General features: G+C 42.9%; 23 protein-coding genes. 14 read left to right on the top strand and 9 right to left on the bottom strand.

What is annotated here, in order from left to right:
* Positions 1 to 8: 8 nt before the first annotated feature.
* The 5 genes from APA_RS17880 to APA_RS17860 all read left to right on the top strand — a co-directional run bounded on the left by APA_RS17880 (position 9) and on the right by APA_RS17860 (position 7,661).
* A complete protein-coding gene (locus APA_RS17880) occupies positions 9 to 1,346 on the top strand; it encodes a CmpA/NrtA family ABC transporter substrate-binding protein (RefSeq protein WP_201323613.1) in 1,338 nt (445 codons plus the stop codon).
* Between the two features lie 124 nt (positions 1,347 to 1,470).
* Positions 1,471 to 2,400, top strand: coding sequence for a nitrate ABC transporter permease (gene ntrB, locus APA_RS17875; protein WP_201323612.1), 930 nt, complete (start codon positions 1,471 to 1,473; stop codon positions 2,398 to 2,400).
* Positions 2,401 to 2,473: 73 nt separating this feature from the next.
* Complete coding sequence (locus APA_RS17870) at positions 2,474 to 3,310, top strand: ABC transporter ATP-binding protein (protein WP_201323632.1); 837 nt, start codon at positions 2,474 to 2,476, stop codon at positions 3,308 to 3,310.
* A gap of 137 nt (positions 3,311 to 3,447) precedes the next feature.
* Entirely contained in the window at positions 3,448 to 5,469 is a 2,022-nt protein-coding gene (locus APA_RS17865; protein WP_201323611.1) for a nitrate ABC transporter ATP-binding protein, read from the top strand.
* A 14-nt stretch (positions 5,470 to 5,483) separates the two neighbouring features.
* On the top strand, positions 5,484 to 7,661 hold the full coding sequence (locus tag APA_RS17860; RefSeq protein WP_201323610.1) for a molybdopterin oxidoreductase family protein: 2,178 nt from the start codon (positions 5,484 to 5,486) through the stop codon (positions 7,659 to 7,661).
* Here APA_RS17860 and APA_RS17855 read toward each other — a convergent pair.
* From APA_RS17855 to APA_RS17845, 3 genes are all read right to left on the bottom strand, one after another.
* Complete coding sequence (locus tag APA_RS17855; RefSeq protein WP_374101371.1) at positions 7,635 to 8,513, bottom strand: alpha/beta fold hydrolase; 879 nt, start codon at positions 8,511 to 8,513, stop codon at positions 7,635 to 7,637. The genes APA_RS17860 and APA_RS17855 overlap by 27 nt on opposite strands.
* A gap of 188 nt (positions 8,514 to 8,701) precedes the next feature.
* A complete protein-coding gene (rsmD, locus tag APA_RS17850; protein ID WP_201323608.1) occupies positions 8,702 to 9,238 on the bottom strand; it encodes a 16S rRNA (guanine(966)-N(2))-methyltransferase RsmD in 537 nt (178 codons plus the stop codon).
* A 44-nt stretch (positions 9,239 to 9,282) separates the two neighbouring features.
* Positions 9,283 to 9,825, bottom strand: a complete 543-nt coding sequence (locus APA_RS17845; RefSeq protein WP_201323607.1) for a hypothetical protein — start codon at positions 9,823 to 9,825, stop codon at positions 9,283 to 9,285.
* Positions 9,826 to 9,995: 170 nt separating this feature from the next.
* On the opposite strand from APA_RS17845, the gene APA_RS17840 reads away from it, so the two are divergent.
* Entirely contained in the window at positions 9,996 to 11,099 is a 1,104-nt protein-coding gene (locus APA_RS17840) for a TrkA family potassium uptake protein (RefSeq protein WP_201323606.1), read from the top strand.
* A 68-nt stretch (positions 11,100 to 11,167) separates the two neighbouring features.
* Entirely contained in the window at positions 11,168 to 11,941 is a 774-nt protein-coding gene (locus tag APA_RS17835; protein WP_201323605.1) for a DALR anticodon-binding domain-containing protein, read from the top strand.
* A 45-nt stretch (positions 11,942 to 11,986) separates the two neighbouring features.
* Here the strand turns inward: APA_RS17835 and queA are convergent, their stop codons facing one another.
* Positions 11,987 to 13,045, bottom strand: a complete 1,059-nt coding sequence (gene queA, locus APA_RS17830) for a tRNA preQ1(34) S-adenosylmethionine ribosyltransferase-isomerase QueA (RefSeq protein WP_201323604.1) — start codon at positions 13,043 to 13,045, stop codon at positions 11,987 to 11,989.
* A gap of 254 nt (positions 13,046 to 13,299) precedes the next feature.
* Here queA and APA_RS17825 point away from each other — a divergent pair, with 254 nt between their 5' ends.
* Entirely contained in the window at positions 13,300 to 13,557 is a 258-nt protein-coding gene (locus APA_RS17825) for a hypothetical protein (RefSeq protein ID WP_236579819.1), read from the top strand.
* A gap of 348 nt (positions 13,558 to 13,905) precedes the next feature.
* Here the strand turns inward: APA_RS17825 and APA_RS17820 are convergent, their stop codons facing one another.
* Positions 13,906 to 14,658, bottom strand: a complete 753-nt coding sequence (locus APA_RS17820) for a leucine-rich repeat domain-containing protein (RefSeq protein WP_201323603.1) — start codon at positions 14,656 to 14,658, stop codon at positions 13,906 to 13,908.
* A gap of 23 nt (positions 14,659 to 14,681) precedes the next feature.
* Here APA_RS17820 and menH point away from each other — a divergent pair, with 23 nt between their 5' ends.
* Complete coding sequence (gene menH, locus APA_RS17815; protein ID WP_201323602.1) at positions 14,682 to 15,500, top strand: 2-succinyl-6-hydroxy-2,4-cyclohexadiene-1-carboxylate synthase; 819 nt, start codon at positions 14,682 to 14,684, stop codon at positions 15,498 to 15,500.
* Between the two features lie 101 nt (positions 15,501 to 15,601).
* On the opposite strand, the gene APA_RS17810 is transcribed toward menH, so the two are convergent.
* Both APA_RS17810 and APA_RS17805 read right to left on the bottom strand, forming a co-directional pair.
* Positions 15,602 to 16,819 carry a glycoside hydrolase family 10 protein gene (locus APA_RS17810; protein ID WP_236579815.1) on the bottom strand — a complete coding sequence of 406 codons (1,218 nt, stop codon included), beginning with the start codon at positions 16,817 to 16,819 and terminating at the stop codon, positions 15,602 to 15,604.
* A gap of 204 nt (positions 16,820 to 17,023) precedes the next feature.
* Positions 17,024 to 17,509 (bottom strand): phycobilisome protein, encoded by a 486-nt coding sequence (locus APA_RS17805; protein ID WP_201323600.1) that lies wholly within the window; start codon positions 17,507 to 17,509, stop codon positions 17,024 to 17,026.
* Positions 17,510 to 17,796: 287 nt separating this feature from the next.
* On the opposite strand from APA_RS17805, the gene APA_RS17800 reads away from it, so the two are divergent.
* The 3 genes from APA_RS17800 to APA_RS17790 all read left to right on the top strand — a co-directional run bounded on the left by APA_RS17800 (position 17,797) and on the right by APA_RS17790 (position 22,917).
* The gene (locus tag APA_RS17800; protein ID WP_201323599.1) at positions 17,797 to 19,452 is read left to right on the top strand and encodes an NB-ARC domain-containing protein; all 1,656 of its coding nucleotides are present in this window, start codon (positions 17,797 to 17,799) and stop codon (positions 19,450 to 19,452) included.
* A gap of 72 nt (positions 19,453 to 19,524) precedes the next feature.
* Positions 19,525 to 20,922 (top strand): AAA family ATPase, encoded by a 1,398-nt coding sequence (locus tag APA_RS17795; protein ID WP_201323598.1) that lies wholly within the window; start codon positions 19,525 to 19,527, stop codon positions 20,920 to 20,922.
* An 18-nt stretch (positions 20,923 to 20,940) separates the two neighbouring features.
* A complete protein-coding gene (locus APA_RS17790; RefSeq protein ID WP_201323597.1) occupies positions 20,941 to 22,917 on the top strand; it encodes a tetratricopeptide repeat protein in 1,977 nt (658 codons plus the stop codon).
* A 206-nt stretch (positions 22,918 to 23,123) separates the two neighbouring features.
* On the opposite strand, the gene APA_RS17785 is transcribed toward APA_RS17790, so the two are convergent.
* Positions 23,124 to 23,402, bottom strand: coding sequence for a hypothetical protein (locus APA_RS17785; protein WP_201323596.1), 279 nt, complete (start codon positions 23,400 to 23,402; stop codon positions 23,124 to 23,126).
* A 220-nt stretch (positions 23,403 to 23,622) separates the two neighbouring features.
* Here APA_RS17785 and APA_RS17780 point away from each other — a divergent pair, with 220 nt between their 5' ends.
* Together APA_RS17780 and APA_RS17775 are read left to right on the top strand one after the other, a co-directional pair.
* Complete coding sequence (locus APA_RS17780) at positions 23,623 to 23,892, top strand: type II toxin-antitoxin system Phd/YefM family antitoxin (protein WP_201323595.1); 270 nt, start codon at positions 23,623 to 23,625, stop codon at positions 23,890 to 23,892.
* Entirely contained in the window at positions 23,892 to 24,248 is a 357-nt protein-coding gene (locus tag APA_RS17775; protein WP_201323594.1) for a type II toxin-antitoxin system RelE/ParE family toxin, read from the top strand. The genes APA_RS17780 and APA_RS17775 overlap by 1 nt, the downstream gene beginning before the upstream one ends.
* Before the next feature lie 59 nt (positions 24,249 to 24,307).
* On the opposite strand, the gene APA_RS17770 is transcribed toward APA_RS17775, so the two are convergent.
* Positions 24,308 to 25,129, bottom strand: a complete 822-nt coding sequence (locus APA_RS17770; RefSeq protein WP_201323593.1) for a Uma2 family endonuclease — start codon at positions 25,127 to 25,129, stop codon at positions 24,308 to 24,310.
* Between the last annotated feature and the right edge of the window lie 130 nt (positions 25,130 to 25,259).

Raw genomic sequence — 25,259 nt, 5'->3', positions numbered from 1 at the left:
GGAAATCAATGAGTACATTCTCTCGCCGCAAGTTTTTGACCACCGCAGGACTTTCTACTGTGGGCGCGATCGCTTTAAATGCCTGTACAAGCACTGAAGCTCCTAAAACGGACGCTACCACCAAGGCAAGCCCTTCTTCTACTGCAACTTCCACTCCTAAAGTCAGTGCGGCTGATACTCCTGAAACCACTAAGGCTAAGCTTGGCTTTATCGCTCTGACCGACTCCGCACCTCTCATCATTGCTAAAGAGAAGGGGATATTTGAGAAATACGGCATGAAGGATGTCGAAGTGCTCAAACAAGCTTCTTGGGGAACTACTCGCGACAATATCGTCCTTGGCTCTGAGGCAGGTGGTATTGATGGCGCTCACATCCTTTCTCCAATGCCTTACTTGATTTCTGAAGGCAAAATCACCAATGGTAATAAAGTGCCAATGTATATCTTGGCTAGGTTGAACACCAACGGTCAAGCCATTTCGATCGCTAATGAGTTTAAAGATCTCAAAATTGCCCTCAAAAGTGAGGCTCTCAAGGAAAGCTTTGCCAAAATCAAGTCTGGCGGTAAAGAAATCAAGTGCGCGGTGACATTCCCTGGTGGAACCCATGACCTTTGGATGCGCTATTGGTTAGCCGCAAATGGCATTGATCCTAACAATGATGTCAGCACAATCGTAGTGCCACCTCCACAAATGGTCGCCAATATGAAAGCTGGCAACATGCAAGCGTTCTGTGTTGGTGAACCTTGGAATGCCCGTCTAGTTGCTCAAAACACTGGCTACAGTGCTCTGATTACAGGCGAACTTTGGAAAGATCACCCAGAGAAAGCCTTCTCAATGCGTGCTGATTGGGTTGACAAGAATCCTAAAGCTGCCAAGGCAATGCTTGCGGCCGTTCTCGAAGCTCAAGTTTGGTGTGATAAACCTGAGAACAAAGAAGAGATGTGTAAGATTATCGGAGCTGATAAGTGGCTAAAAGTGCCTGCGGCTGAGATTTTGGGTAGACAGCAAGGTAAGGTTGACTATGGCGATGGTAGAAATCTTGACAATCCCGATCTCGCGATGAAGTTCTGGAAAGATAGCGCTTCTTATCCATACAAGAGCCACGATATTTGGTTTGTGACTGAAGATATGCGTTGGGGATACTTTGATGCTGACACTGATGCCAAGAAGTTGGTTGACAAGGTTAACCGCGAAGATATTTGGAAAGAAGCTGCGAAGATGATTGGTCAAGAGGCGGCGATTCCGAAGAGTACTTCTCGCGGTATCGAGACTTTCTTTGATGGAGTCAAATTCGATCCTGAAAATCCTAAAGCCTATTTGGACGGACTCAAGATCAAGAAGGCATAATATCGGCTATCGCAAAAGGCGGCGCAAAGCGCCGCCTTTTGCGACAAATACAAAAATATAGGTAGGGGCAATTCATGAATTGCCCCTACCATAAAATATTAATTCCAATTTAGGAGACAAAAAAATGGCGGCAGGTAGCATAACTTCTAAATTCACGCTTAATAACATAGGTGAATGGTTACAACAGCAAGCAAAATCTTTTATTCCACCATTGTTAGCGCTAGTCTTACTTTTAACGGCTTGGCAAGTAATTTGTTCTGGCAAAAAACCACCATTACCACCACCAAGTAAAGTTTGGGAAGAAACTCAACCATACATTTGGCATCCCTTCTTCGATCGCGAATATTACGATGTCAACTCCAAAGAAAAAGTTGATAGCCCCGCCCGCAAAGAACTCAAAGAAAAAGTAACAATCGAACAGGGCTTAGGTGTCAAAACCATGATTAGCGTTCGCCGCGTGGCGATCGGTTATACAGCCGCAGCGATTGTCGGTATTTCACTAGGCATTGCGATCGGCACAAATGCTTTTCTATATCGTGCCTTTGATCCAATCTTCCAAGTCTTGCGAACTATTCCTCCTCTAGCATGGTTGCCGATCGCTTTAGCCGCATTTAGTGGTATGAATGAATCTCTCCAAACTATCGGGTTGAACGTTAACGAAGCGGCGGGACTATTCGTAATTTTTGTAACTTCAATTTGGCCGATCTTGATGAATACGGCGGTGGGTGTACAGCAAGTTCCCCAAGACTATCGCAACGTAGCTAGGGTTTTACGTCTCGGCAAATTTGATTACTTTATTACAATCTTGATGCCCTCGGCAGCCCCCTATATCTTCACTGGTTTACGCATCGCTGTTGGTTTGTCTTGGTTAGCGATCGTTGCGGCAGAAATGTTGACCGCAGGTGGTGGCATCGGCTTCTTTATTTGGGATAGCTACAATAGTGGCAAACAGAGCGAATTGATTCTGGCATTGTTATATATCGGCTTAGTTGGGCTATTGCTTGACAAACTAGTTTATTACATTAGTAAATTTGCCGTTCAGTCAGATTCGTGATCATATAGGAGTTTTACTTGTGCCGAAGGCACAAGTAAAACTCCAAATCTTTAAAATTAATCAAAATAGCAATATGCAGACCCTCGATCTTACAGATAACAACCAGAAAAAAAATCAAGACCCTTTTTTAGTAATAGATGGAGTTTCCAAAGTTTACCAAACTGCCAGAGGCCCCTATACCGTTCTTGAAAACGTGAACTTAACGGTATATGAAGGTGAATTTATTTGTGTGATCGGTCACTCTGGTTGCGGTAAATCGACATTACTAAATATGGTGGCGGGTTTTAATAGACCAACTGCTGGAGAGATTTGCTTAAAGTCAAAACCAATTCTGCGTCCAGGGCCCGATCGCATGGTGGTTTTTCAAAACTATTCGCTATTGCCTTGGATGAGTGCTTTTGAGAATGTCTATCTTGCAGTAAAGCAAGTTTATACCGACAAGTCTAAAGAAGAAAAGACGAAGATTGCCAAAGATAGTCTGGCTCTGGTGGGTTTGGCTGAGGCAATGAACAAAAGACCGAAAGAACTCTCTGGCGGGATGCGTCAGCGCGTATCGATCGCGCGTGCATTGTCAATTCGCCCTGAAGTGCTAATCCTTGATGAACCCTTCGGCGCGTTAGATGTAATGACTCGCGAAGAGTTGCAAGAAGAACTACTATCAATTTGGCGAGCCAATCGAGTTACCGCACTGATGATCACCCATGACATCGATGAAGCCTTATTCTTAGCCGATCGCATTGTCCTGATGAGCAACGGTCCCGCCGCCCATATCGCTGAAGTTATTGACATTCCCTTCTCCCGACCTCGCGATCGCAAAGCAATTGCTGATGATCCCCGCTATTACACTCTTCGTAACTACATTCTTGAATTTCTATATAGCCGTTTTGCCCTTGCGGATGAGGCGGAATAATTACGAATTACGAATTAATAGTACATAATTTCTTAACTGCTAAATGGTAACGCTCAATCCATAATTCGTAATTCGTAATTCCCAATTCGTAATTAATAATTCGTAATTCCCAATTCGTAATTTACCAACAAACCATTATGTCTGCATTCCTAGAAATCGATCACGTCAGTCGTGTTTTTAAAACCCAAAATGGGCAACCCTATGTTGCTGTCAAAGATGTCTATTTTGAGATGAAAGAAGGCGAATTCGTCTCGATTATTGGACATTCGGGCTGCGGTAAGTCAACAGTTCTGAATATTTTGTCAGGCTTAGATAAGGCTAGTGCTGGCGGTATTGTTTTAGAAGGGAGAGAAATTAGTGAGCCTGGACCCGATCGCATGTTGGTTTTCCAAAACCATTCGCTATTGCCTTGGTTAACGGTGAGGCAGAATATTGGTTTGGCGGTAAATCGGGTCTTAAGAGATTTACCTAAAGAAGAGCGTCGTCGGATTATTCAAGAAAATATTGATTTAGTTGGGTTAAGTCACGCAGCAGATAAGTACCCTCGAGAAATTTCAGGCGGCATGAAGCAACGGGTGGGAATCGCTCGTGCTTTGTCGATTAAACCAAAGATTTTATTGCTAGATGAACCTTTTGGCGCGTTAGATGCCCTGACTAGAGGGCGCTTACAAGAGAAGCTAATGCAGATTTGCGACGAAAGCAAAATTTCGGCAGTGATGATTACCCATGATGTCGATGAAGCTCTGTTACTAAGCGATCGCATCATTATGATGACCAACGGGCCAGAAGCGAAAATTGGTCAGGTTCTCACCGTTGATTTACCTCATCCACGCAAAAGGCTGGAGTCAGTCAATCACCCGAACTATTATCGACTCCGAGGCGAAGTCGTTAACTTCCTCGATCGCCAGAAACAAATCAAAATTGAACGTGCTAAGAATAAGAGCACGGCAGCGATCAGTATGGGCAATATCGAGAAAACCAATCTCACAATTGGATACATTCCTCTTACTGATTGCGCTCCCTTTGCGATCGCCCAAGAGAAAGGGTTATTTGCTAAATATGGTCTAGATGTTACACTCTCCAAGGAAAATAGCTGGAACGATCTTGCTGAAGGAATCCGTGAAGGTCGTTTGGATGCAGCACAAATGGTCACAGGAATGCCTCTCGCCATTAGCCTCGGTATGGGGAATAAGATTCCTGTACCTGTGGTCACTTCCTTAACTTTGAGCCGTAATGGTAATGCGATTACCCTCAGCAATAAGCTTCATGAGGAAGGTGTGCATGATCTTGCTTCCCTCAAAGAATATATCGATAAATTTGCTGATGATGCGTATAATCCTGCGATCGGTATGGTACACCATGCTTCCATGCATAACTTACTGCTGCGTCATTGGTTAGCTAGTGGTGGGATTCAGCCCGATCAAGACGTAGATGTGATTGTGATTCCACCACCACAGATGGTTGCCAACCTGATGGCAAACAATATTATTGGTTACTGTGTAGGCGAACCTTGGAATGTGAGAGCTGTCAATAGTAACGTTGGTTTTGTGGTAGCTACTGATTTAGATATTTGGCGGGGACACCCAGAGAAAGTTCTTGGTGTACGTAAAGATTGGGCCGAGCAATATCCCAATACACATTTGGAACTTGTCAAGGCTCTATTGGAAGCAGCACAGTTCTGCGAACCGTTGGAAAATCGTGATGAAGTGGTGCTGACTTTGGCAAGTCCGAAATACCTCAATATCGATCCCGTTTATATTCGTCCAGGCTTTGCTGGGCCCTACCGCGTCAGCACTATGGAAGCGAAATATGAGAAAGATTTCTGCCAATTTGGTGTGGGCAATATGCCTTCACGCAAGGAGCATCTATGGGTGTTGACCCAAATGGCTCGTTGGGGATTGATTAGTTTCCCAGAGAATCACGCAGAGGTGATTTACAACTTGCTTGCCACTGATGTCTATCAGCAAGCTGCGAAGGAGCTAGAAATTCCCATTATTGAGGAAGATAAAACGCCAATTGTTTTAGCTGATGGTTCTATGTTTGATCCTAACGATCCGATCGCAGCCTTACAATCTATGCCCTACTCTAAATTCACTGAAACCAGCTATTTTGACTCTGTCAAAGGTTTCGCCAGCAAAAAAATAGCTGTTCGCCAATAGCTAAATAACCGTCTATGTCTGCATCTAGCCCTTCTACTCAATCTATACCGCAAATCGTCAAAACCCTATGTCCCTACTGTGGTGTTGGTTGCGGCTTAGAAGTCGTGGAAACAACGAATCAACCAACAGTCAAATTTCCCGATCGCTTTAAGGTACGAGGCGATCGCACACATCCTTCCAGTCAAGGCATGGTCTGTGTCAAGGGCGCGACTATTGCTGAATCAATTCAAAAAGATCGGCTCCTGCATCCGATGATGCGTGATCGCCTTGATGATGAGTTTCGCCAAGTTAGTTGGGATGAAGCTCTAAATGAGATCGTCAATCGGATGCAGCAGGTGATCGCCACCAAAGGCGCAGATGCTCTCTGTATGTATGGTTCAGGGCAATTCCAAACCGAGGATTATTACACTGCTCAAAAGTTATTTAAAGGTTGTTTAGGAACTAATAACTTTGATGCTAACTCACGGCTCTGCATGTCATCAGCAGTTTCAGGCTATGCCAAAAGTTTCGGCTCCGATGGGCCACCCTGTTGCTATGAAGATTTAGATATTACCGATTGTCTATTTGCGATCGGGACAAACACGGCTGAATGTCATCCCATTATTTTCAATCGCTTTCGGAAACATCACAAAAAGAATTCCCACGTTAAGCTCATCGTCGTTGATCCGCGCCGCACCCAAACCGCAGCAGTGGCAGATTTGCATTTAGCGATTCAACCAGGTACAGATATCGATTTATTAAATGGTATCGCCCATTTGTTATTGAAATGGGAAAAATGCGATCGCGAATTTATTGAGAAGCACACTACAGGTTTTGCTGAATTTGCTGAAATCACGCAACTCTATACGCCAGAATTTGTAGCGCGACGTTGTGGAATTGATGTTAACGATCTAGAACTAGCTGCTAAATATTGGGCAGAATCTTCACGAGTTCTATCCATTTGGTCAATGGGTGTCAATCAATCTACTCAAGGCACAGCAAAAGTCCAATGCATCATTAATCTACATTTGCTTACTGCTCAAATTGGTAAAGCTGGATCTGGGCCCTTCTCATTGACTGGTCAGCCCAATGCGATGGGCGGAAGAGAAGCTGGTGGCTTAGCGCATTTATTGCCTGGATATAGATTTGTTGCTAATCCTCAACATCGTGCTGAACTAGAAACATTTTGGGGATTGCCTGATGGTCAAATATCCAGTCAAGTCGGACGTACTGCATGGGATATAATTCGCGGCTTAGAAGCCGATGAAGTGGACTTTCTCTGGGTTGCGGCGACAAATCCTGTCGTTAGTTTTCCCGATCTGGTGAGGACTAAAGCCGCTTTAAAGCGATCGCCTTTTACGGTCTATCAAGACGCATATTACCCAATCGAAACTTCTGCTTTTGCTCATGTTCTGCTCCCAGCTACACAATGGAGCGAGAAGACTGGCACAATGACCAATTCTGAACGCTGTGTCACACTCTGCCAAGCCTTTCAGCCGCCTCTAGGAGAAGCCCGCGATGATTGGTCGATTTTTGCTGAAGTTGGTCGTCGCCTCGGTTTTGCCGATAAGTTCAACTTCCAATCTTCGGCAGATGTGCATTCTGAATTCGTGCAGATAACCCGCGATCGCCCCTGTGACATGACAGGGATTAGTCACGCGAAGCTGGCGGAAATAGGCGTAATGCAATGGCAAGCTTCCGATCAAAATCCTGAACAAGACCAAGTTCACAATAAGCGGCTCTACACCGATCTCCAATTCCATACGCCCGATCTCAAAGCTAGATTTGGAGCTTATCATTCCAAAGGTGTATTTGAAATTCCTGATGAGCAATATCCATTTATCCTTACAACAGGAAGACTTTATGGACATTGGCACACGCAAACCCGCACAGGGCGCATCGACAAAATCCGTCAGATGCACCCAAATCCCTTTGTCGAGATTCATCCCAAGGATGCGAACAAATTCGGTATTAATAATGGTGATCTCGTAGAAGTGCGATCGCGTCGTGGTTCTTCCAAATTCCCTGCTCTGGTAACAGAGGCGATCTCCAGAGGCGTTTTATTTGTGCCCATGCATTGGGGAGCGCTCTGGGCAGACAATGCGGAGGCGAATGCGCTCACCCATTCTGAAGCCGATCCCGACTCGAAGCAACCAGAGTTAAAGGCTTGTGCTGTAGCGATCGCATTAGCTAGCTCTCTTTATCAGAACTAATTTCTGTAACCAGTGAATCACTAGCGCATTCACAATCTCAGGGCGATCATCGTGGGGGCAATGCCCTGTATTGGGAATGGGAATTAATTGAATATCCTTAGTCTTACCTGCTTCTTCATAAACCTTCGCTCCATTAATTGGAGTCCAAGGATCAGCATCACCCCAAAGAACTAATAGAGGCTTCTCTAACTTAGCCAATAAATCGGCAGTGCGGGGGCCAGCAGGAGCCATCAAAATTGAAGCAAAAACCTTTTGTGCACCTTTATCACAGGATGGCTGATAGAGCATATCCACCAACTCATCATCGATCGCTTGATGATTGCGATAAACCTGACGCAGAGAATTCCGAATATTTTGTTTTTTGCGAACTTGATTGAAGACAAACTTACCAGTCACCTCAGAGCTTACCAATTTTGCAAAAGCACCCATCACTAATCGCAATGGCAAATTTAGCTCTTCAGGACGATGATTTAAGCCACCTGCGGCATTGAGTAAGACTGCGCCGATCGCAATTTCAGGACTGTTAGTTACCACCATCAACGCTAGCAAAGCACCGATGGAATTACCGATAAATATCGCTGGTTGCTGTACAAATTCTTGATGAAAATCCTTGAGCAGTTCTTCCCAAAGCTCTAATGAGTAACCTAAAGCTGGTTTCGCCGAACCACCAAAGCCGAGCAAGTCGATCGCAAATACTTGATAGCCAGCCTCAGCAAATGCAGGAATGTTCTTTTTCCAATGACCGATCGATGCGCCGAAACCATGAATTAGGACGAGAGGCGTACCTGTACCCGTGACTGAATATTTGATTTGATGTCCACGCCATATCCAAGTTTGTGAAGCACTTTGCAATAGATCTTGGGGACGATCGCGAGTTTCAGGATTTTCTGTGGTTAGCACGGCGGTGACTCTTTTTTTTGGAAATGTCTAAGTATAAAACCTAGAGCTTGCACCGCCCGCTGCGCGGGCGGTGCAAGCTCTAGGTTCTAAGTTTATTTTATGATGATTTATTCAGAGCGTCATCATACCTAGAGTTGACCCTATTCTTTTTCGTAAAAGACTAGGGCAGTTTGTCCATATTGGCGGCGATCGCAACAGATGAGATCTCCCATCACATCAGGAAGCGGACGTAAGCGATCACATTCGGCAATTACTAGCGCTCCATCGGCAAGCAATGGCGATAATGCTGTAAGCACGGGTTGGTATAGATCGCTTTGGTAAGGTGGATCGAAATAAACCAAATTAAAATATTTGGGTTGTAATTTCCGCAATGTCTTGAACGCATCGCCTTTAATAATTTCAAATTTTTGATTTGACTTCGCAAATTTCTGCCAGTTTTCGCGCACAATCTGACAGGCTATCGCAGATAGCTCAATGCCGACGATATTAGCTGCACCCCTTACTAACGCCTCTGCTCCCATAGCACCTGACCCAGCACAGATATCTAGCCAATTTGCGCCTTTGATGCGAGTTTGCAAAATATTAAAAACTGCGGCTCTAACCTTACTAGCGGTTGGTCGAATTGATAGATCGGTTGAAGTTTTGAGCGCACCTGCGCCGTTGATACGAATAGACATATTGAAATCCACTAAGCGAAGGCGGAGCGAAGCGATACCTTCACTTAAATTAAATGATTAGAAAAAGATAAACCTTCAATCTGATCGATGGGAACCATCCAAATCTTATTTTGGTATGGTCGCCATACTGCACTCATGACATAGTGATTACGGATCGAGATGATGTGAACATGAGGAATGCCAGAAAATTTTGAGCAGGAGCGTAAAAAATCTAAAGTTCTGATTAGACGGCTATGTAAAAAAGTTGCCATTTCATCACTACAGTTTTGGCGCAACATCGGTACAACTTGCGGATCGGTATCCCCCCTTAGCTCGTAAATAATGTGAGTTTTACCCTTGAAATCAATTTTGCGAGATCTCACTTCCCAGCTACACAACACGCCAAAGCCAATCACAGCCATACCCAAATCGATATGGAAGTCACGCATTTGGAATTTCGTGTTACTACTCATATCTGTGTGGGTGTTATACCCAGTCCAAGCATGAAACCTCTCTAAGTTATCGTCGTTAATATCAACTGCCGAACGATAGGGAGAAGTTACAGCACGGTTAATTTGCGTGTTTTCTGAAGGTGGCTCTGATGTCATACTTGTCCCATGAGTGACAGCATTTATTTGCAAAAACTAGACCGATGTAATAAACAACAATCTTACTAAAAATGCGTAAAAGCTAAAGCTATATATCTATAAGCAGCTTAACATTCTTTTATAAAAGTTCTTGGTTAAATTACTCATAGCTTATAACTGTACAGACATGTATGCCTTCTAAAAGTTCGCTTAACTACCAACAATTGCAACCAATTTATCTACAGCGTGAGTTGCTGCAATATCAGCGTACTTTACTTGCTAATGTCGGAATTTTAGTCGGTCTGACTGCATTTGGCACATTGGGCTATCGCTTCATCGAAGGATGGAGTTGGTTTGATGCCCTCTATATGACGATTATTACCCTTGCCACGATTGGTTATGGCGAAACTAATCCTCTACATTTTGAAGGGCGTATTTTTACGCTTACTTTAATCGTGATGGGAGTTTTAAGCATTAGTTATATCGCTGCTCAATTTACAGCAGCGATCGCCAATGGTCATATCTATAATATTTTTCAAGCGAGGCGGCAACGAAAGGTCATGGATGCATTAGACAAACACTACATAGTGTGTGGATTTGGTCGAACGGGGCGACAGGTTACAGCAGAATTTGCGGCGGAGGGAAGTATTTCATTTGTAGTGATTGATAGCGATCCCGTGGCAATTGAGCAAGCTGAGCTAGAGGGTCATCCAGCTTTGCAAGGAGATGCCGCTCTCGATAACACTTTACTTCTTGCGGGGATTGAACGGGCTGTTTGTATTGTGGCGGCTTTACCATCGGATGCTGAAAATCTCTATACGGTATTATCGGCAAAAACCTTAAATCCTGAGATTAGGGCGATCGCTAGAGCAAGTACGGAAGAGTCGATGCAAAAGTTACGGCGCGGAGGAGCAGATGAAGTGATTTCGCCATATATTACTGGTGGCAAGCGTATGGCGGCAGTGGCGCTGCGTCCGCAGGTGATGGATTTTGTCGATGGCATTATCGCTGGGGCAAATCGCTCATTTTATATTGAGGAATATCGCATTGATGACTCTAGCTATGTCGGAGTCACTTTGAAAAAGGCGAGTTTGCGATCGCAGACTGGGGCTTTAGTATTAGCAATTCGTCGCGCTGATGGCGATGTCATTGCGGGACCTGATGGCAATACGGAAATTTTGCAAGGTGATGTATTGATCTCCATGGGGACACCTGAGCAATTAAGAGCGCTGAATCAAATCCTAAGTCCGCTTTCAAAAAAAACAAATGTGTTACGGTTACCTCGCATGAAATAAATTCCCAAATAGTTAGGCTTTTGCCCCGCAGGGGCGCAAACCTAACTATTTGGGTTTGTAACACTATCATGAAATTTACTTCTCCATCTCGAACTCTTCAAATAGCGATCGCCTCAGCCATTAATTCAGAATTTAAGCTTTTGCTAGATCCTAGAGAAATCGCGCTGGAGATTTGCTATCCAAAATATGATGCTCATTACACATCGGCGATCGCGTTGTCGCTCGCCAATCGCTTACAGAGAAGCCCTGTACAGATTGCTGATGCGATCGCGCAAACTTGTTCGCAAAATCCAGAAATATCTACTCAATCGCAAATCAGAGCATTTGGCAAAGGTTGGTTAAATATTTTTTTTAGGGAGCAATATATCTCTGAAATTTTATTATTTCTGGAGAATTTGCGAATAGAAGGAATTACGAACTGTAATGGATTCTGGCAAAAATGCGAAATTGTTCTAATTCCTATAGGGAATTCAACTGAACAATATGTCTATGCCCGATGCTGTGCGCTCATGCGATTGGCAATTCATGAATATGTAGGGGCAATTCATGAATTGCCCCTACATTTAGAATCTGATTTAGAACCTGAGGAAATTAGTTTATTGATGCGAAATTTGGCGATCGCAGATTATTTAGAAGATGAGAATATCTTGCCTTTGAATAGACAGAAGAGACAGAAATTATCGCGATCGCTAGCTGAAGCTTTTTTGCGTTTTTACGATCGCTGTCGAATTTTTGGAGTATCTCGCGAAATAGTGGTCAGGCGATTATTACTAATTAGAATTACGCAAAAAATGCTACTCGCGATCGCGCCACCCGAAATTAATTACGCAATATACTTGTAAAACCCGTAAGGTTTCGCCCCTGCGGGGCGAAACCTTACGGGTTTTTTATCGAAGTATCAACATGGCATCACCGAAGGAATAAAAGCGATATTCTTTGGCGATCGCTTCTTGATATATCGACATTAAAAATTCGCGCCCACCCTCACCCAAAAACGATGACACCATCATTAGCAAAGTTGACTTAGGCAAATGAAAATTAGTCACCATTCCATCTAAAACTTTCCACTCATACCCAGGATAAATCATCAAATTCGTTTTACCCTTAAAAGCCTGAAAATTTGAATTTTCCAGCGATCTCGCCACCGTGCTACCAACGCCGATCACGCGCCCACCGTTTGCTTTAGTTTCTTTGATTTTAGCGATCGTCTCCTCAGGAACTTCACACCACTCGTTATGCATCACATGTTGCGTGATGTCCTCCACCTCCACAGGGCGAAATGTACCAATACCCACATGTAGAGTCACAAAGGCTTTATCAATGCCTTTGTCAGCAAGCTTTTCAAATAGCGGCTCGGTAAAATGTAAACCTGCTGTAGGTGCAGCGATCGCGCCTGCGATCTCTGCGTAAATAGTCTGATAGCGATCGGGATCGGCATGGGAATCGGTGACATAGGGCGGCAAGGGAACTGTGCCTAGTTGATCAATGATTTTGTCAAGGTCAGCCCCAGCAGGAATATGAAATTGCAATTCTCTAGCTCTAGTGGTTGTCTCAATCCCTTCAACTGTCGCTTTGACATTATCCGAAAAGATGATCGTGCTACCAATCGGCAAGCGCTTACCAGGCTTAACCAAGGCTAACCAGCGATCGTGTCCAACTGGCTCCATCAGCAAAATCTCGACAGGCACACCCGATTGCTTATGCCCATACATTCTCGCAGGAATAACTTTGGTGTTATTAAAAACAAGTAAATCTCCCGCCTGCAAAAAATTTGGCAAATTATAAAAGTACTGATGTAGTAAATTGCGATCGCGATCAATTACCAATAGACGCGATGTATCCCTAGGTGTAACTGGATCTTGAGCTATGCGATCGCTTGGCAATTCATAGTCATAGGCGCTTAAAGCATAATCAGGCTCAAGTTCAGTCGCAGGCGATGAAGTCATAGAAAAGTTACACTTTGGGACATTGGCGCTACTAAAGTAGCTAAGCACGGTTAAATATAAAACTGCAAAAACTGTACCGCCCGCGCAGCGGGCGGTACAGTTCTTGATTTTTTGTTTTTAATTATGCTGAGGTACTTAATTATTTACAGCACTTCTCTAAGTGTTTGATAAAAAGTGACGAAGTTACAAAAAAATATAAGAAATTTTATATACCAATCGCGGAAACAGTGGTATACAGATGGCAGCAGCAACATATGCTATACATATGGGGCGATCGCGTTTTCAGACTTTCAATATTAAACGAGGAGTTTATGCAGTATTTAATGACAGATCTTCACCAACGCTTTATTGGTGCATTGAACTACAACAAGCCTCTCTCTGTGGGCGATGTATTTCGTGCAGATAATACCAAGACTTATACAGTTGTTAGCATTAACGACACTCGCAACAAGAGTAAGGATGTCAAGTCAGTAACCGTCATTCCTGTACGCGAAGCTGTGGCTGCTCATTAACTTACTAAATTAATAGGCAAGTTAATTGGCTTATTAACTTATTGTCTGGTAATTGTTCGCTTGATAGTCTATGTACATTGCTCACACTAGCTAAAAGTATTAGCTAAAAATACTATTTCAAAACATTGAAAGTAAGAAATAAGTCTAGGGAATTATCAAAATCAATCTGAGAGAAGCATCGAAGCTATTGACAATACATTGATATAAACGAGTATTTCTTTGTTCTCTTCAGATATCATCATTAATGACAAAAGAAAAGCAGCGCCAAGCGCTGCTTTTCTTTTGTCATTAATACAAAACCCCAAAAACATTACCGCCCGCTACGCGGGCGGTAATGTTTTTGGGGTTTTATATTAAAATCATGCCATTTTTCAAATTATTTAAAGAGGCTGCATCAATAGAGTTGCCTCTTAGATCTAGGCGCACAAGACTCTTAAGATTTGAGATTTCATGAGGCAGAGCCGTTAGCTGATTGTAAGACAAATCTAGTTCTGTGATCTTTCTGAGATTACCGATCGCAGATGGAAGACTAGTTAGTTGATTATTGCCAAGATAGAGATCTGTAAGTGCGGAAAGATTGCCTATTTCTTCGGGTAAATTAGTTAGATTATTTTTTCGTAAATCTAGCTCAGTTAAATTGGTGAGGTTAACAATTTCTGGCGGTAGTCTTTCCAACTTATTTTCACTCAAATCAAGCCATGTTAAAAACTTAAGCAATCCAATCTCAGATGGCAACTCTCTTAAAGAGTTATTGTTAACTGCAAATCTTGCCAAATTTGATAATTTGCCAAGATCCGATGGCAAACTAGAAATACGATTTTCAGCTAAATTTAGCACTGTAATATTTTTGAGCTTCATGACTGCATCAGGAATTTTCGGCAGTTGATTAGCTTCAAGATGCAGCCATGTTAGTTTTTGTAGATTCGCGATCGCATCTGGTAAAGAGGTCAATTCATTCTCGCTGAGATACAGCCATACTAGATGTTTCAACTTGCCAATCTCTTCAGGAACTGACACCATCTGTAGTTCACTAAGATAAAGAGATGTTGCTTCAGCATCTCTGGCGCTCTCAATTTCTTTCAGAATTTCCTGTTCGTTCATGGTCTCGCTTGCATTATTTGGTTATGGTACTCAAGGTGCAAATTGATAATTATTGTTTTAGCTACTGCTCAGAGGGCAATTCCAAGCATCCCACAATTTTGTTTTTGCATGGATTTATGGGAAATCGTTTTGAGTTCAAACAAGCGATCGCGATTTTGTCGAAACAGTTTTACTGTGTGGCGATCGATTTGCTGGGGCATGGTCAGACTTGTGCTTTAGATCAAAGGACGGATCAAGATGACTCCTACACAATACAGTCCAGCGCAAACTTTGTCATCAAATTTTTGGATTTACTTCGTATAGATTGTTGTTTCTTAGTTGGCTATTCGATGGGCGGTAGATTGGCTTTATATTTAACAATCCATTTCCCGCAATATTTTCATCGGGTTGTGCTCGAATCTGCATCCGCAGGATTGTCATCAGCCGTTGCCAGACGCGATCGCCTAGCCAAGGATCTGCAAATGGCAACAAAGCTAGAAACTGGTGATTTTCGATTATTACTAGAAAATTGGTATCAGCAGCCCATTTTTGCTAACCTGCGATCGCATCCAAATTTTGCGCAGATGCTAGAGCAAAGGTTAAACAACTCTCCCGCGCAGTTATGTAAATCCTTACGCAATCTCAGTACAGGAATGCAACCATCATTATGGGAAAAGCTCTCTGAAAATGAGATTCCGTTGCTATTACTTGTGGGTGAGTTAGATCTCAAATTTGTGCAAATAAATCGACAAATGCAACAGCTATGCAAGTACTCACAGCTAGAAGAGATATCTAGCTGTGGTCACAATATCCATTTTGAGAGTCCAGATCTATTTATTGAGAAGATTAAAACTTTTTTTTGATATAGCCTTCTCTAAATGTATCAAAAATCAAAAGAGAGTTGCGGCGCGAAGCGCCGCAACTCTCTCAAAAACAAAAGCGGCGCAACGCGCCGCTTTTGTTTTTAGCTAGAAGCAATATTTCTTAAATCTGGACGGGGCGCAGGTGCAAAAAAGAGCGTCTCAAAGGAAGCATCACGATTACCTAAAGTTTCGTAAAAGAAGAATGAGAAACCGTCAAGGGTGAGTTCACGCACGATTTTGACTTGACCCTTGATTTGCCTCATATCGATATTTTGGACTCTTAAACCCGTCAAAATACCCACCGCTACAGGGATTTTTAGGCGAATCTCTTGCAACTCTGGGCGTTCTAATTCCCGCTTAAAATTGTCAATATCATCACGATATACCTGCACAATTAATTCATCAATATATTTGAGATAAACCCAGCTATACCAATCTTGTAAGTATTTCTTATAAGAGAACTCTTTAGGATTGGGGGAAAGAGAAATTAAGCAGTTAGGTTTGATCGCTCTAACTGATTTAGATATCTTTCTCATTAAATTGGTGACGTATTTAGCACGCCATTTCATCCATGCAGGATCATTGATATCTTCTGGTGGCAATCTACCGAAGTGATCTTTCTTATACAAAGCGATCGTGTAATCATCGTACCCAAGTTCTGCTGGCATCCCAAAATGATCGTCAAGCTGAATGCCGTCAATATCATATTTGGTAACAACTTCTACGATCAAATCTGTGAGCAATTTCTGGACTTCAGGGCGTGCGGGGTTGAGCCAAGCAAGGCGATGTTGATCTCTTTCGCCATGCAGGAAAACATGGGAGCCATCTTTACGCTGGGTGATCCAGTCAGGATGTTGGCGCATTAACTCCGAGCCTTCCTCAGTCATTAAGCCATACTCAAACCAAGGAATTACCGCAAAATCTTGTTCATGTCCAAACTTGATCGCTTCGGCAAGCATATCTCGCTCTTTAAGCTCAGGTATGGGATAAACAGGTACACCAAAACTCTCTTTGGCAACTTTACTAGGGTATAGCGTGTATCCTCGATTCCAAACCGTTGGATATATGGTGTTAAATTTTAAACGCTTTAATCTTTTAATCGCCTTTTCAAGACTCTGAGACGAAAACAAAACATCACTATCGACATTAGTAAGCCAGATACCGCGCAATTCATTGCCATTAGATGGTCTGATTATCGGTAGATTAGGTGGCGCTGGTTGATCAACTTGGTTAGGTGGGGGGGATTGATTAATGTTGTTGCTAGCAGTATCACTGTTAGGAGTCTGAGCTACCGCCCAAAAAGGAAAATTGATCATCATTGAGATCGCGAATCCTAAGAACGTTAAAACTAGGAAACGGAGGCGCGTTCGCCACGAGGCAGAATTGATTTTCCCCATAATTACTAACGAGCTAGGTAAGCTCTAACTCCTCACATTTAGTCTGCAAATTTTTTTGTAAATTTATTGTATAACAATGTAAAAAAACACAAAAGTAGAAGTGATACTTAGCGATCGCATCTTTATTTACGAACTTTTGGGCTGAGGTCCCAGAAACTGTCGATTTATCTCCAAAATGGGACATAACAAATCGGCAACATTTTTGGGCAGCAGATCTTTGACCACATCTTGCATGATCAAATAAGTGATATTACAAACCTCTTGTGCCCCAAAGGCTTGCATGATCGTCTGAAACCAATACAAGAACTGCTGTCGTAAAAGCTCTGGGTCATCTAATAAAACGGTCATTGCCGAATGACGTAAAACCCTTAAAGTGTCTTGTTTCCATTTACCTTGCAAGTCCTCTCCCTTTGGTAAAAGCAATTTGGGATAGGATGTGCGCAGTTTTTGTAAAACAGTTTCGACGATCTCTTTCTCTACTTCTTTGATGCGGCGATAAGCCTCAACTCGTGAATCAAAGGAGTTGATATAGGTATCCATAAACTGCAATTCTGCATCGCTGGCATAGCGACCATCTGCATTTGTTCCTAGTTCTTGCAGCTTACTTAACATTGCTGGCTTTACTCGATGTTTGTGTATAAATAGCTAAGCACAATTAAATATAAAACCCAAAAATCTATACTGCCCGCGTAGCGGGCGGTACAGATTTTGGCTCTGGGTTTTTAATTATGCTGAGGTACTTGCATGATTTTATATGAATTTGAGTCTGAAACAATCCGCCACTTCAAGCATTATCTCTAGCGATCGCCATTTTTTTGTTACGATTCAGATAAATCGATAAATAAATAATCGATATTTCCGACACACATCTATGCGATCGCTCGCCGCCATATCCTGTCATGTTATCTGACAATGATCACATTGAAGGGCTGTTCCCCGAAGCTGCCCAAAATTGGGATTTAAATCGGCTTTATGCAGATTTACAAGCTTCTAGTGGCAAAGAAATTAAGCCATTTGAAAAGGCTTGCTTGCGTGGGTTGCTATGTCGTTATCGTCCAGGGCAGCTTGCGTTTAAGCTGACTTGGACTTCAGGGGCTTTGCGAGTTGAGTTAAATAAGGGGTTGTATCGATCGCTTGAGGCGATCGCGGATCAGCCAATCAATACCCTACGCTGGGAAAAAGTGCCTGAGTGGTTGGAGGCTAAAGGATATAAAGCACAACGCCAAAGTTTGCATAATACAACTGCAAACTCTCAAGTTAGTTTTGGGACAAATGTGGCTGATTGGGGCGAGGCTCCAAATATTCAGACTTTTTATGGACGCACTGAAGAGCTTGCCAAGTTAGAACAATGGGTTGTGCGCGATCGCTGTCATCTTTTGGCAATTTGCGGCATGGGCGGTATCGGCAAGACGGCGCTGGCAGTAAAACTGGTCGAAAATATCCAATCGGAGTTTGATTGTTTTATTTGGCGATCGCTGCGTGGGGCACAGCCGACCGCACAATTAATCGCCGATCTGTTGCAATTTCTGAATAGTTCGCAGCAAACTGGTTGTGGTATTTCCGATCTGTTAGAAATTTTGCGCCAAAAGCGTTGTTTAGTTGTACTAGATGACTTTGAGGCAACGCTCCAAGATGGGGAATTAGTGGGAGCCTATCGCCAAGGTTGCGAAGCTCATTCGGAATTATTACAGCGCGTTGGTTCGGAACGACATCAAAGCTCAGTAATTTTGATTGGGCGGGAACAGCCGAAGGAAATATCGATGCATCAAGGGGAAGATCAGCCGATTCGCTATTACAAAGTGAATGGATTACAGCGACAAGATGCTTTTGAATTATTAAGAGCGCGAGGTTTTAAAGGGACTGAAAATGGTTTAGATGCTTTAGTTCAACAATATCGTGGCAATCCTTCTGCTTTAAGGATCGTGGCGGGGACGATTCAGGAATTATTTAATGGTAATGTTTCGGAGTTTCTCAGACAGACGGCTCTAGCTCTAGGTGATGTATTACGCACTCTTCTCTATCAACAGTTTGAGCGTCTCTCAAAACTAGAAAAAGATGTGCTGTATTGGCTAGCAATTAAGCATCGTCCAGTGTCCCTCTCAACCTTGCGATCGGAGATGAACTTGCAAACTTCTGGTTCTGAATTAATCAATGCTCTGGAGTCATTGCGCTGGCGATCGCTAATTGAGAAAGTCTCAGAACAGGATGAGGTGATGTTTTTGCTGGAGCCAGTGGTGTTGAAATATGTCAATCGTCAATTTGTGGATGAAGTGAGCAAAGAAATCACCGCGATCGCTATGCAACAAAATCTCAAATCAATTAATTTACTACAAAGCCATGTCCTCGTTGAAGATCGTGCCCCTGACTCGATTCGGGCGATGCAGATTCGCTTAGTTCTGAAGCCTATTAAGGACAAGTTAAATAAAGCGATCGCGCAAAATAATATTGAATTGGAAGCTCTACGGGAGATTCTCGCTAGTCAACATCAAGTACAACCAACTGAAGGCACAAGTTACACCGAAGTTAATCTCGCCCTGATCGGCTTATGGTGGTAGTTGATCGCAATGTTATGATTAGTGTTGCGAATTGCTGCTAATCTTGAGCCTAAAATTCTGAATGCTAAACCTATGACAACATCACCGACCCTATTGGCAACAAACCTCAAAGATGCCTATCGCGTGTGCAATCTTGCACCATCGGTGATGCAGAGTGAGGAATTACGGCAATATTACGTGGATTTGTCAGCATCGCGTAAAACTAATGCAATTAACAGTATTAGCTTAATTCTGGAAGATTTAGAATCGGGCGATCATTGCACCATCTTATTTACGGGACATCGTGGTTGTGGTAAGAGTACGGAATTGGTGCAAATCCAAAGGCAGTGGGAAAAGGAATATAAGATAATTTATATTGATGCAACCCTTGATACGGATGTCAATGATGCGGCTTATACAGATATCTATTTGATTGTGCTTAAGTGGGTGGGCTATGTATTGCGACAGGAGCGATTAAAGTTTGATGCAGAACTATTGAAAAATGTGGAGGATTGGTTTAAGGAAGTCACCAATGAAACGGAAGAGTCGGTTGAGCAGTCAGTTTCTTTACAAGGAGAGCTAACACTCAATGCAGAAGTTTCTGACAAAGGATTACCAGTATTACCAACATTTTTAGCAAAATTGGTTGTAAAGTTGCTTGCCCAAATCCGAGGCTCGGCAAAGGAAAAGAAAACGATTCGGCAAACCTTGTCAAAGGACATTTCGCGGTTGCAGTCGGATGTAAATTTACTGTTGGCTGACGCTTTTAGTAAATGGAAACAGAAGTTTCCTCAATGCAAAGGATTTTTGTTCGTTTTTGATAACTTAGACCGTAGCCCTGTAGATGTTGCCAATCATTTGTTCTTTGACTATGCTTCACAGCTAAAGGAGCTACATTGCCCAATTATTTACACAGTGCCAATCTCAGTTGTTTATTCTCCTCAAAATGTGAATAATACTTTTGAGAACTATCATATTATTCCGATGATCAATATCTATCGGTATGATGTGAGGGATCGCAGTGGAAATGAGCCTGATTATGATGATAAAGGATTGGATGCGATCGCAAGTTTAGTAGAAAAAAGGGTTGATGTGAATGCAGTATTTGAGTCGCGTGACGGCTTGATCGAGTTAGCTAAGGCGAGTGGTGGGCATGTGCGCCAGATGATGCAAATGGTGCGAAAGGCGATCGAAAATGCGAGATCTGGATCTGTTCGCAGGACAAAGGTAACGGCTGAAGATGTGATCTATGCGATTAATCAGGAACAGTTTAATTTTGAGCGAATTATTCCGACAGAGCATTATCCGATTTTGGTACAGGTATATTTGAATAAGAATGCACCAAAGAATGAGATTGGACAATTGATGCTGACGAATATTTCGGTATTAGAGTATAACGGTACGAGTCGCTGGAATTATCCTAATCCTGTGGTGATTAGAAGTCATATTTTCCAAAGAGCGCTCGAAGATTATCGTCAACAAAATCCCTAATTGTTTAGATAAATCCCTATGAATCCGACTGATCTAGAAAGTTATAGTCCAGAAGTTCCTCTAGATATAAGTGAATTTATGACGCTCAATCATGATGCGTTACGAAGCATAACGTCACTCTTAGATTTGGCTTCGGGTTTCACAATTGCTTTTGCGGAATGTAATTTTTGGCAGGATGGGGTAGCACTAGCGGCTGCGATCGCAGATATTTTGGATCACGATCCTGAACTAGAGCCGATGCAGTTGGAGGTATGGGAATTTATCGAGCCTAAGTTGCGGTTGTTGGACGAGTTGGAAAAACGTTTAGAGACTTTGCAGCGCCAAGAGGAGAAGAAGTTGGTGTTGGTCTTCAGTGGCTTAGAAAATGCGATCGGTGTGGTGGGGGAATATCCGCCGTTTTTAGTGGATTTGAATTTTGTACGCGATGCTTATGCACGCATGGTTCCTCATCCTGTGGTGTTTGTGTTGCCAGACTATGCGATCACCCGTGTAGCAAATTTTGCACCCGACTTTTGGGCTTGGAAATCTGGTGTGTTTAAGTTTCAGACTACAAAGGAAACTAGAGATTTTGCTGAAGCAAAAACAATTGGCTCAGGTCGGATTATTGACAATTATATCAAACCTGAAAAACAAGAACGAATCGATTTATTGCATCGACTCTTGATGGAAGATAACCCATCTGGCTCTGACCCAAAATCCAATCGCAATGTCTCTAGGCAGATGAATATTTTGCTTGAGCTAGGGATTGCTTACCGTAGTTTGAGTGAATTCAAGCGTGCAATTGAATTTGATCGACAAGCATTAGAAATATCTCGAAGGATAGCAGATCTCAACGTTGAAGCAAATTCTCTTGGCAATCTAGGTCTTGCTTACGGTTCACTAGGGCAGTACCAGCAAGCGATTGAGTTCCATCAGCAGTCTCTAAAAATTAACAGAGAAATAGGCAATCGCAATGGTGAAGCAGCTTCTCTTGGCAATCTAGGTCTTGCTTACGGTTCACTAGGGCAGTACCAGCAAGCGATTGAGTTTCATCAGCAGTCTCTAGAAATTAACAGAGAAATAGGCAATCGCAATGGTGAAGCAGCTTCTCTTGGCAATCTAGGTCTTGCTTACGATTCACTAGGGCAGTACCAGCAAGCGATTGAGTTCCATCAGCAGTCTCTAGAAGTTAACAGAGAAATAGGCAATCGCGATGGTGAAGCAGCTTCTCTTGGTAATCTAGGCAGTGCTTACGGTTCACTAGGGCAGTACCAGCAAGCGATTGAGTTCCATCAGCAGTCTCTAGAAATTAACAGAGAAATAGGTGATCGCGATGGTGAAGCAGCTTCTCTTGGTAATCTAGGCAGTGCTTACTATTCACTAGGGCAGTACCAGCAAGCGATTGAATTCCATCAGCAGTCTCTAGAAATTAACAGAGAAATAGGTGATCGCGATGGTGAAGCAGCTTCTCTTGGTAATCTAGGCAATGTCAGCCAAAATCTAGGAAAGTATCAGCAAGCGATTGATTTCCATCAGCAGCAGAGAAAAATCAACAGAGAAATAGGTGATCGCAATGGTGAATCAATTGCTCTCAGCAATCTAGGCGAAGCCTACCGAAGTTTAGGACAGTATCAGCGAGCAGTTCAGTTTTATAAGCAGTCTCTTGTGATTTGCAGAGAAATCGGCAATCGCTATGTTGAAGCATCTTCTCTCCAAGGGCTAGGACTTGTCCTAAAAAAAATCAGTCGCAGTGGTGAGTCTATAAAGGTTCTCAATGCTTCGAGAAAAATATTTGAAGAATTGGGGCTTTATCATAAGATTCAGGGCTCAGACAAATTCTTTGCACCGCTAGAAACTGTGGCAAAAGAGCTCAAGCGTTTCCAAATTAAAGATGAACTAGAAGAATTGCCAGACTGGTATAAGAAGTCTCTACCAGACCCTAAACCTAAACCCCACAGACGCACCCACCGCAAAAATCTCTTTCAGATTATTTTTGATTGGTTTCGACGCATCTGAGCAAAACTATGGCCAAGAAATTAACGACTCTGAGATATTAAGAAAAGTGTATTTAGGCAGTAAGTGGAAGGTCTAAATTAGCGATCGCAATTAGTGTGAGTCGTGAGTGCTATGCGATCGCATTTTTGCGATCGCATTTAGCGATTTTGCTTTAGAGTGGCTTGGCAATCTATAAAATCAAACAATTAATAGGCGATAAGCACTTATTAAGCAACCTCACTCAACGCCTCACGAATCACCTCATCACTTACCCCATGACGTTTCAGACTCGCGATAAGCAGAGAAACGGTATCTCCATCCAACCTCTCAAGATCGGCACGAAGTCCCTGACCAATGTAAGAGCGAACTAGAGGCTGATACCCAGAAAAGCCTAATAATGGTGCGACTTTTTTCAAGTCTTCAATTACATCTTCAGGAATACGGATTGTCACTGTCGTCATCGGACGATCTCGATCCAGTCGTTTTTTTAAAGCTTCAGTTTTCATGATTAACAGGATCAATTCGAGCCTTCTCTTCTTCCCAAACGAAGTTAATGCTGTTTAGTACAAAATACGCGTCCATAGTTTTGTATTTTAGCCAAAATGTATTTACGTTGTCAATACAAAATACATCCAAAAAGCTTGATTGCAATATAGATGAAGTGATAGGCGATCGCATTTTTTGCATTTAGATGTACACTTAGATGTACAGATGGACTTAAAGACAATGTTATCTAACATTCCAATTACCGAAGCAAGACACGAGCTAACCTCATTACCCGAAAAGCTTGCCCAACAAGGCGGAACGCTTGCCATTACCCGTAGAGGCAAACCAGTCTTGGCTGTGATGACATGGCAGCATTACGAAGCAATACTCGAAACCTTAGAAATCTATGGTGATGCCAATCTCATAGCTAACTTGCGTCAAGGAATTGCTGAGGTAAAATCAGCACAAGGAATAGATTGGGAATTAGCTAAACAAGAATTAGACCTGTAATGTATCGCATCGTCATTCAGCCTACAGCCCTCAAATTATTAAAAGACATCAGCGATCGCCGCATCCGTCAAAAAATTAGCGATCGCATCGATAAGCTCCAAGAATCTCCTGAAATGCAAGGAAACCCATTGCTAGGAGAGCTAGATGGTTATTACAGTGTGCGAGCAGTCGGACAAAGATATCGCATAATTTACGCGATCGAACATATGCAAGTCACTGTCATAGTTGTAGCTTTAGGGATTCGCAAAGATGGCAGTAAGCAAGACGTATATGTTCTCGCTAAAAAATTATTGAGACTCGGACTTCTCGAAGATCCAGACAACGATCAAACAGACGATCAGAATCCAAATCAATAAAATTGAACTTCTGTTGATTTAAGGAGTAAGTAGAAGTTCTAAATTTGCGAGAATTAGTATTATGTTTCGTCAGGGTCAATTCCTAACGCTCTAAGCTTTGCAGCAAGTCGTTCAGCTTTTTGCTCAGCTTGTTGTTGTCTCTGCTCAGCCTGTTGCTTAGCAAGACGTTCTTGGTCTGCGATCGCATCCGAACGTACAGCCCTTTCATCTCCAGTTAATAACAAATTACCAGTCTGATCCCACCAACGTAACCAAGGTAGCCCGGCATCTTCTTTAATGCCAAGCTCGACTCCCATCACTGCGATCGGATAATGTCCACGATCATTGGGCGATAGCTTCTCATACTGCCCATCAACTAGATGATAAACCTCAACAGAGGCTTTCTTCGCTTCAAAAATGGCATAGAATGGAATGCGAATGGCTTGTTCGTAGACCCAAAACTTTCCCACTTTGTCGTTTTTGCTAGGAGGTGTGGCATCACGTTCTTCGGAACCATTACCAGAAACAAACTCAATCGCAATTAAGGGCGCGACAACTTCTTTCCATAACACGTAGGAACGGCGATATTCTCCATCGAGAAGTGGTGGTACGTTGGGAACATAAAACCAGTCTGGAGCCTCGGCTCCCTTTTCGGCTGGTTCGGTCAACCGCCAGTAGATACCGCTATCCTGTCCGATACAGTAGCGCCCATCAGGATGTAGTTTTTGTAGGACTGGCTCAATGGAACTAGTTAAAATGACGCTTTGCGGATGTTCCTGAAAATTTTTCACAAAGGTTCCGTCTGAGTCGGGTAGTTGCGTATGATCGGGGAGGCTAATTTTGTTTGTGGGAGGTTGAGAAGTGGGAGCATCGGGCAAAATCAGTGCTTGGGTGCTTTGCATAGTAATTCCGAGAGATCCATTGGTTCAACCTTAACATATCACTATTGATTTTTTGAGGTTGACAAATAGGTGATTGCCTATTTGTCAGTGTAAGGTTCAGTCGATCTCAATTACTGTGAGTCGTGAGTTC

The sequence above is a fragment of the Pseudanabaena sp. lw0831 genome (assembly GCF_016584665.1).
Lineage (GTDB): Bacteria > Cyanobacteriota > Cyanobacteriia > Pseudanabaenales > Pseudanabaenaceae > Pseudanabaena.
Note: the sequence above shows the minus strand (reverse complement) of the source record. Positions and strands in the feature narration are given on the sequence as shown.

Coding starts and splice junctions, on each gene's coding strand:
- rsmD (WP_201323608.1), bottom strand. CDS start 9,238: ATGTCTATTCGTATCAACGGCGCAGGTGCGCTCAAAACTTCAACCGAT.
- APA_RS17790 (WP_201323597.1), top strand. CDS start 20,941: ATGAATCCGACTGATCTAGAAAGTTATAGTCCAGAAGTTCCTCTAGAT.
- menH (WP_201323602.1), top strand. CDS start 14,682: ATGGTACTCAAGGTGCAAATTGATAATTATTGTTTTAGCTACTGCTCA.
- APA_RS17770 (WP_201323593.1), bottom strand. CDS start 25,129: ATGCAAAGCACCCAAGCACTGATTTTGCCCGATGCTCCCACTTCTCAA.
- APA_RS17825 (WP_236579819.1), top strand. CDS start 13,300: ATGCTATACATATGGGGCGATCGCGTTTTCAGACTTTCAATATTAAAC.
- APA_RS17820 (WP_201323603.1), bottom strand. CDS start 14,658: ATGAACGAACAGGAAATTCTGAAAGAAATTGAGAGCGCCAGAGATGCT.
- APA_RS17840 (WP_201323606.1), top strand. CDS start 9,996: ATGCCTTCTAAAAGTTCGCTTAACTACCAACAATTGCAACCAATTTAT.
- APA_RS17860 (WP_201323610.1), top strand. CDS start 5,484: ATGTCTGCATCTAGCCCTTCTACTCAATCTATACCGCAAATCGTCAAA.
- APA_RS17810 (WP_236579815.1), bottom strand. CDS start 16,819: ATGATGATCAATTTTCCTTTTTGGGCGGTAGCTCAGACTCCTAACAGT.
- APA_RS17795 (WP_201323598.1), top strand. CDS start 19,525: ATGACAACATCACCGACCCTATTGGCAACAAACCTCAAAGATGCCTAT.
- ntrB (WP_201323612.1), top strand. CDS start 1,471: ATGGCGGCAGGTAGCATAACTTCTAAATTCACGCTTAATAACATAGGT.
- APA_RS17845 (WP_201323607.1), bottom strand. CDS start 9,825: ATGACATCAGAGCCACCTTCAGAAAACACGCAAATTAACCGTGCTGTA.
- APA_RS17785 (WP_201323596.1), bottom strand. CDS start 23,402: ATGAAAACTGAAGCTTTAAAAAAACGACTGGATCGAGATCGTCCGATG.
- APA_RS17880 (WP_201323613.1), top strand. CDS start 9: ATGAGTACATTCTCTCGCCGCAAGTTTTTGACCACCGCAGGACTTTCT.
- APA_RS17800 (WP_201323599.1), top strand. CDS start 17,797: ATGTTATCTGACAATGATCACATTGAAGGGCTGTTCCCCGAAGCTGCC.
- APA_RS17780 (WP_201323595.1), top strand. CDS start 23,623: ATGTTATCTAACATTCCAATTACCGAAGCAAGACACGAGCTAACCTCA.
- APA_RS17805 (WP_201323600.1), bottom strand. CDS start 17,509: ATGTTAAGTAAGCTGCAAGAACTAGGAACAAATGCAGATGGTCGCTAT.
- APA_RS17775 (WP_201323594.1), top strand. CDS start 23,892: ATGTATCGCATCGTCATTCAGCCTACAGCCCTCAAATTATTAAAAGAC.
- APA_RS17835 (WP_201323605.1), top strand. CDS start 11,168: ATGAAATTTACTTCTCCATCTCGAACTCTTCAAATAGCGATCGCCTCA.
- APA_RS17865 (WP_201323611.1), top strand. CDS start 3,448: ATGTCTGCATTCCTAGAAATCGATCACGTCAGTCGTGTTTTTAAAACC.
- queA (WP_201323604.1), bottom strand. CDS start 13,045: ATGACTTCATCGCCTGCGACTGAACTTGAGCCTGATTATGCTTTAAGC.
- APA_RS17870 (WP_201323632.1), top strand. CDS start 2,474: ATGCAGACCCTCGATCTTACAGATAACAACCAGAAAAAAAATCAAGAC.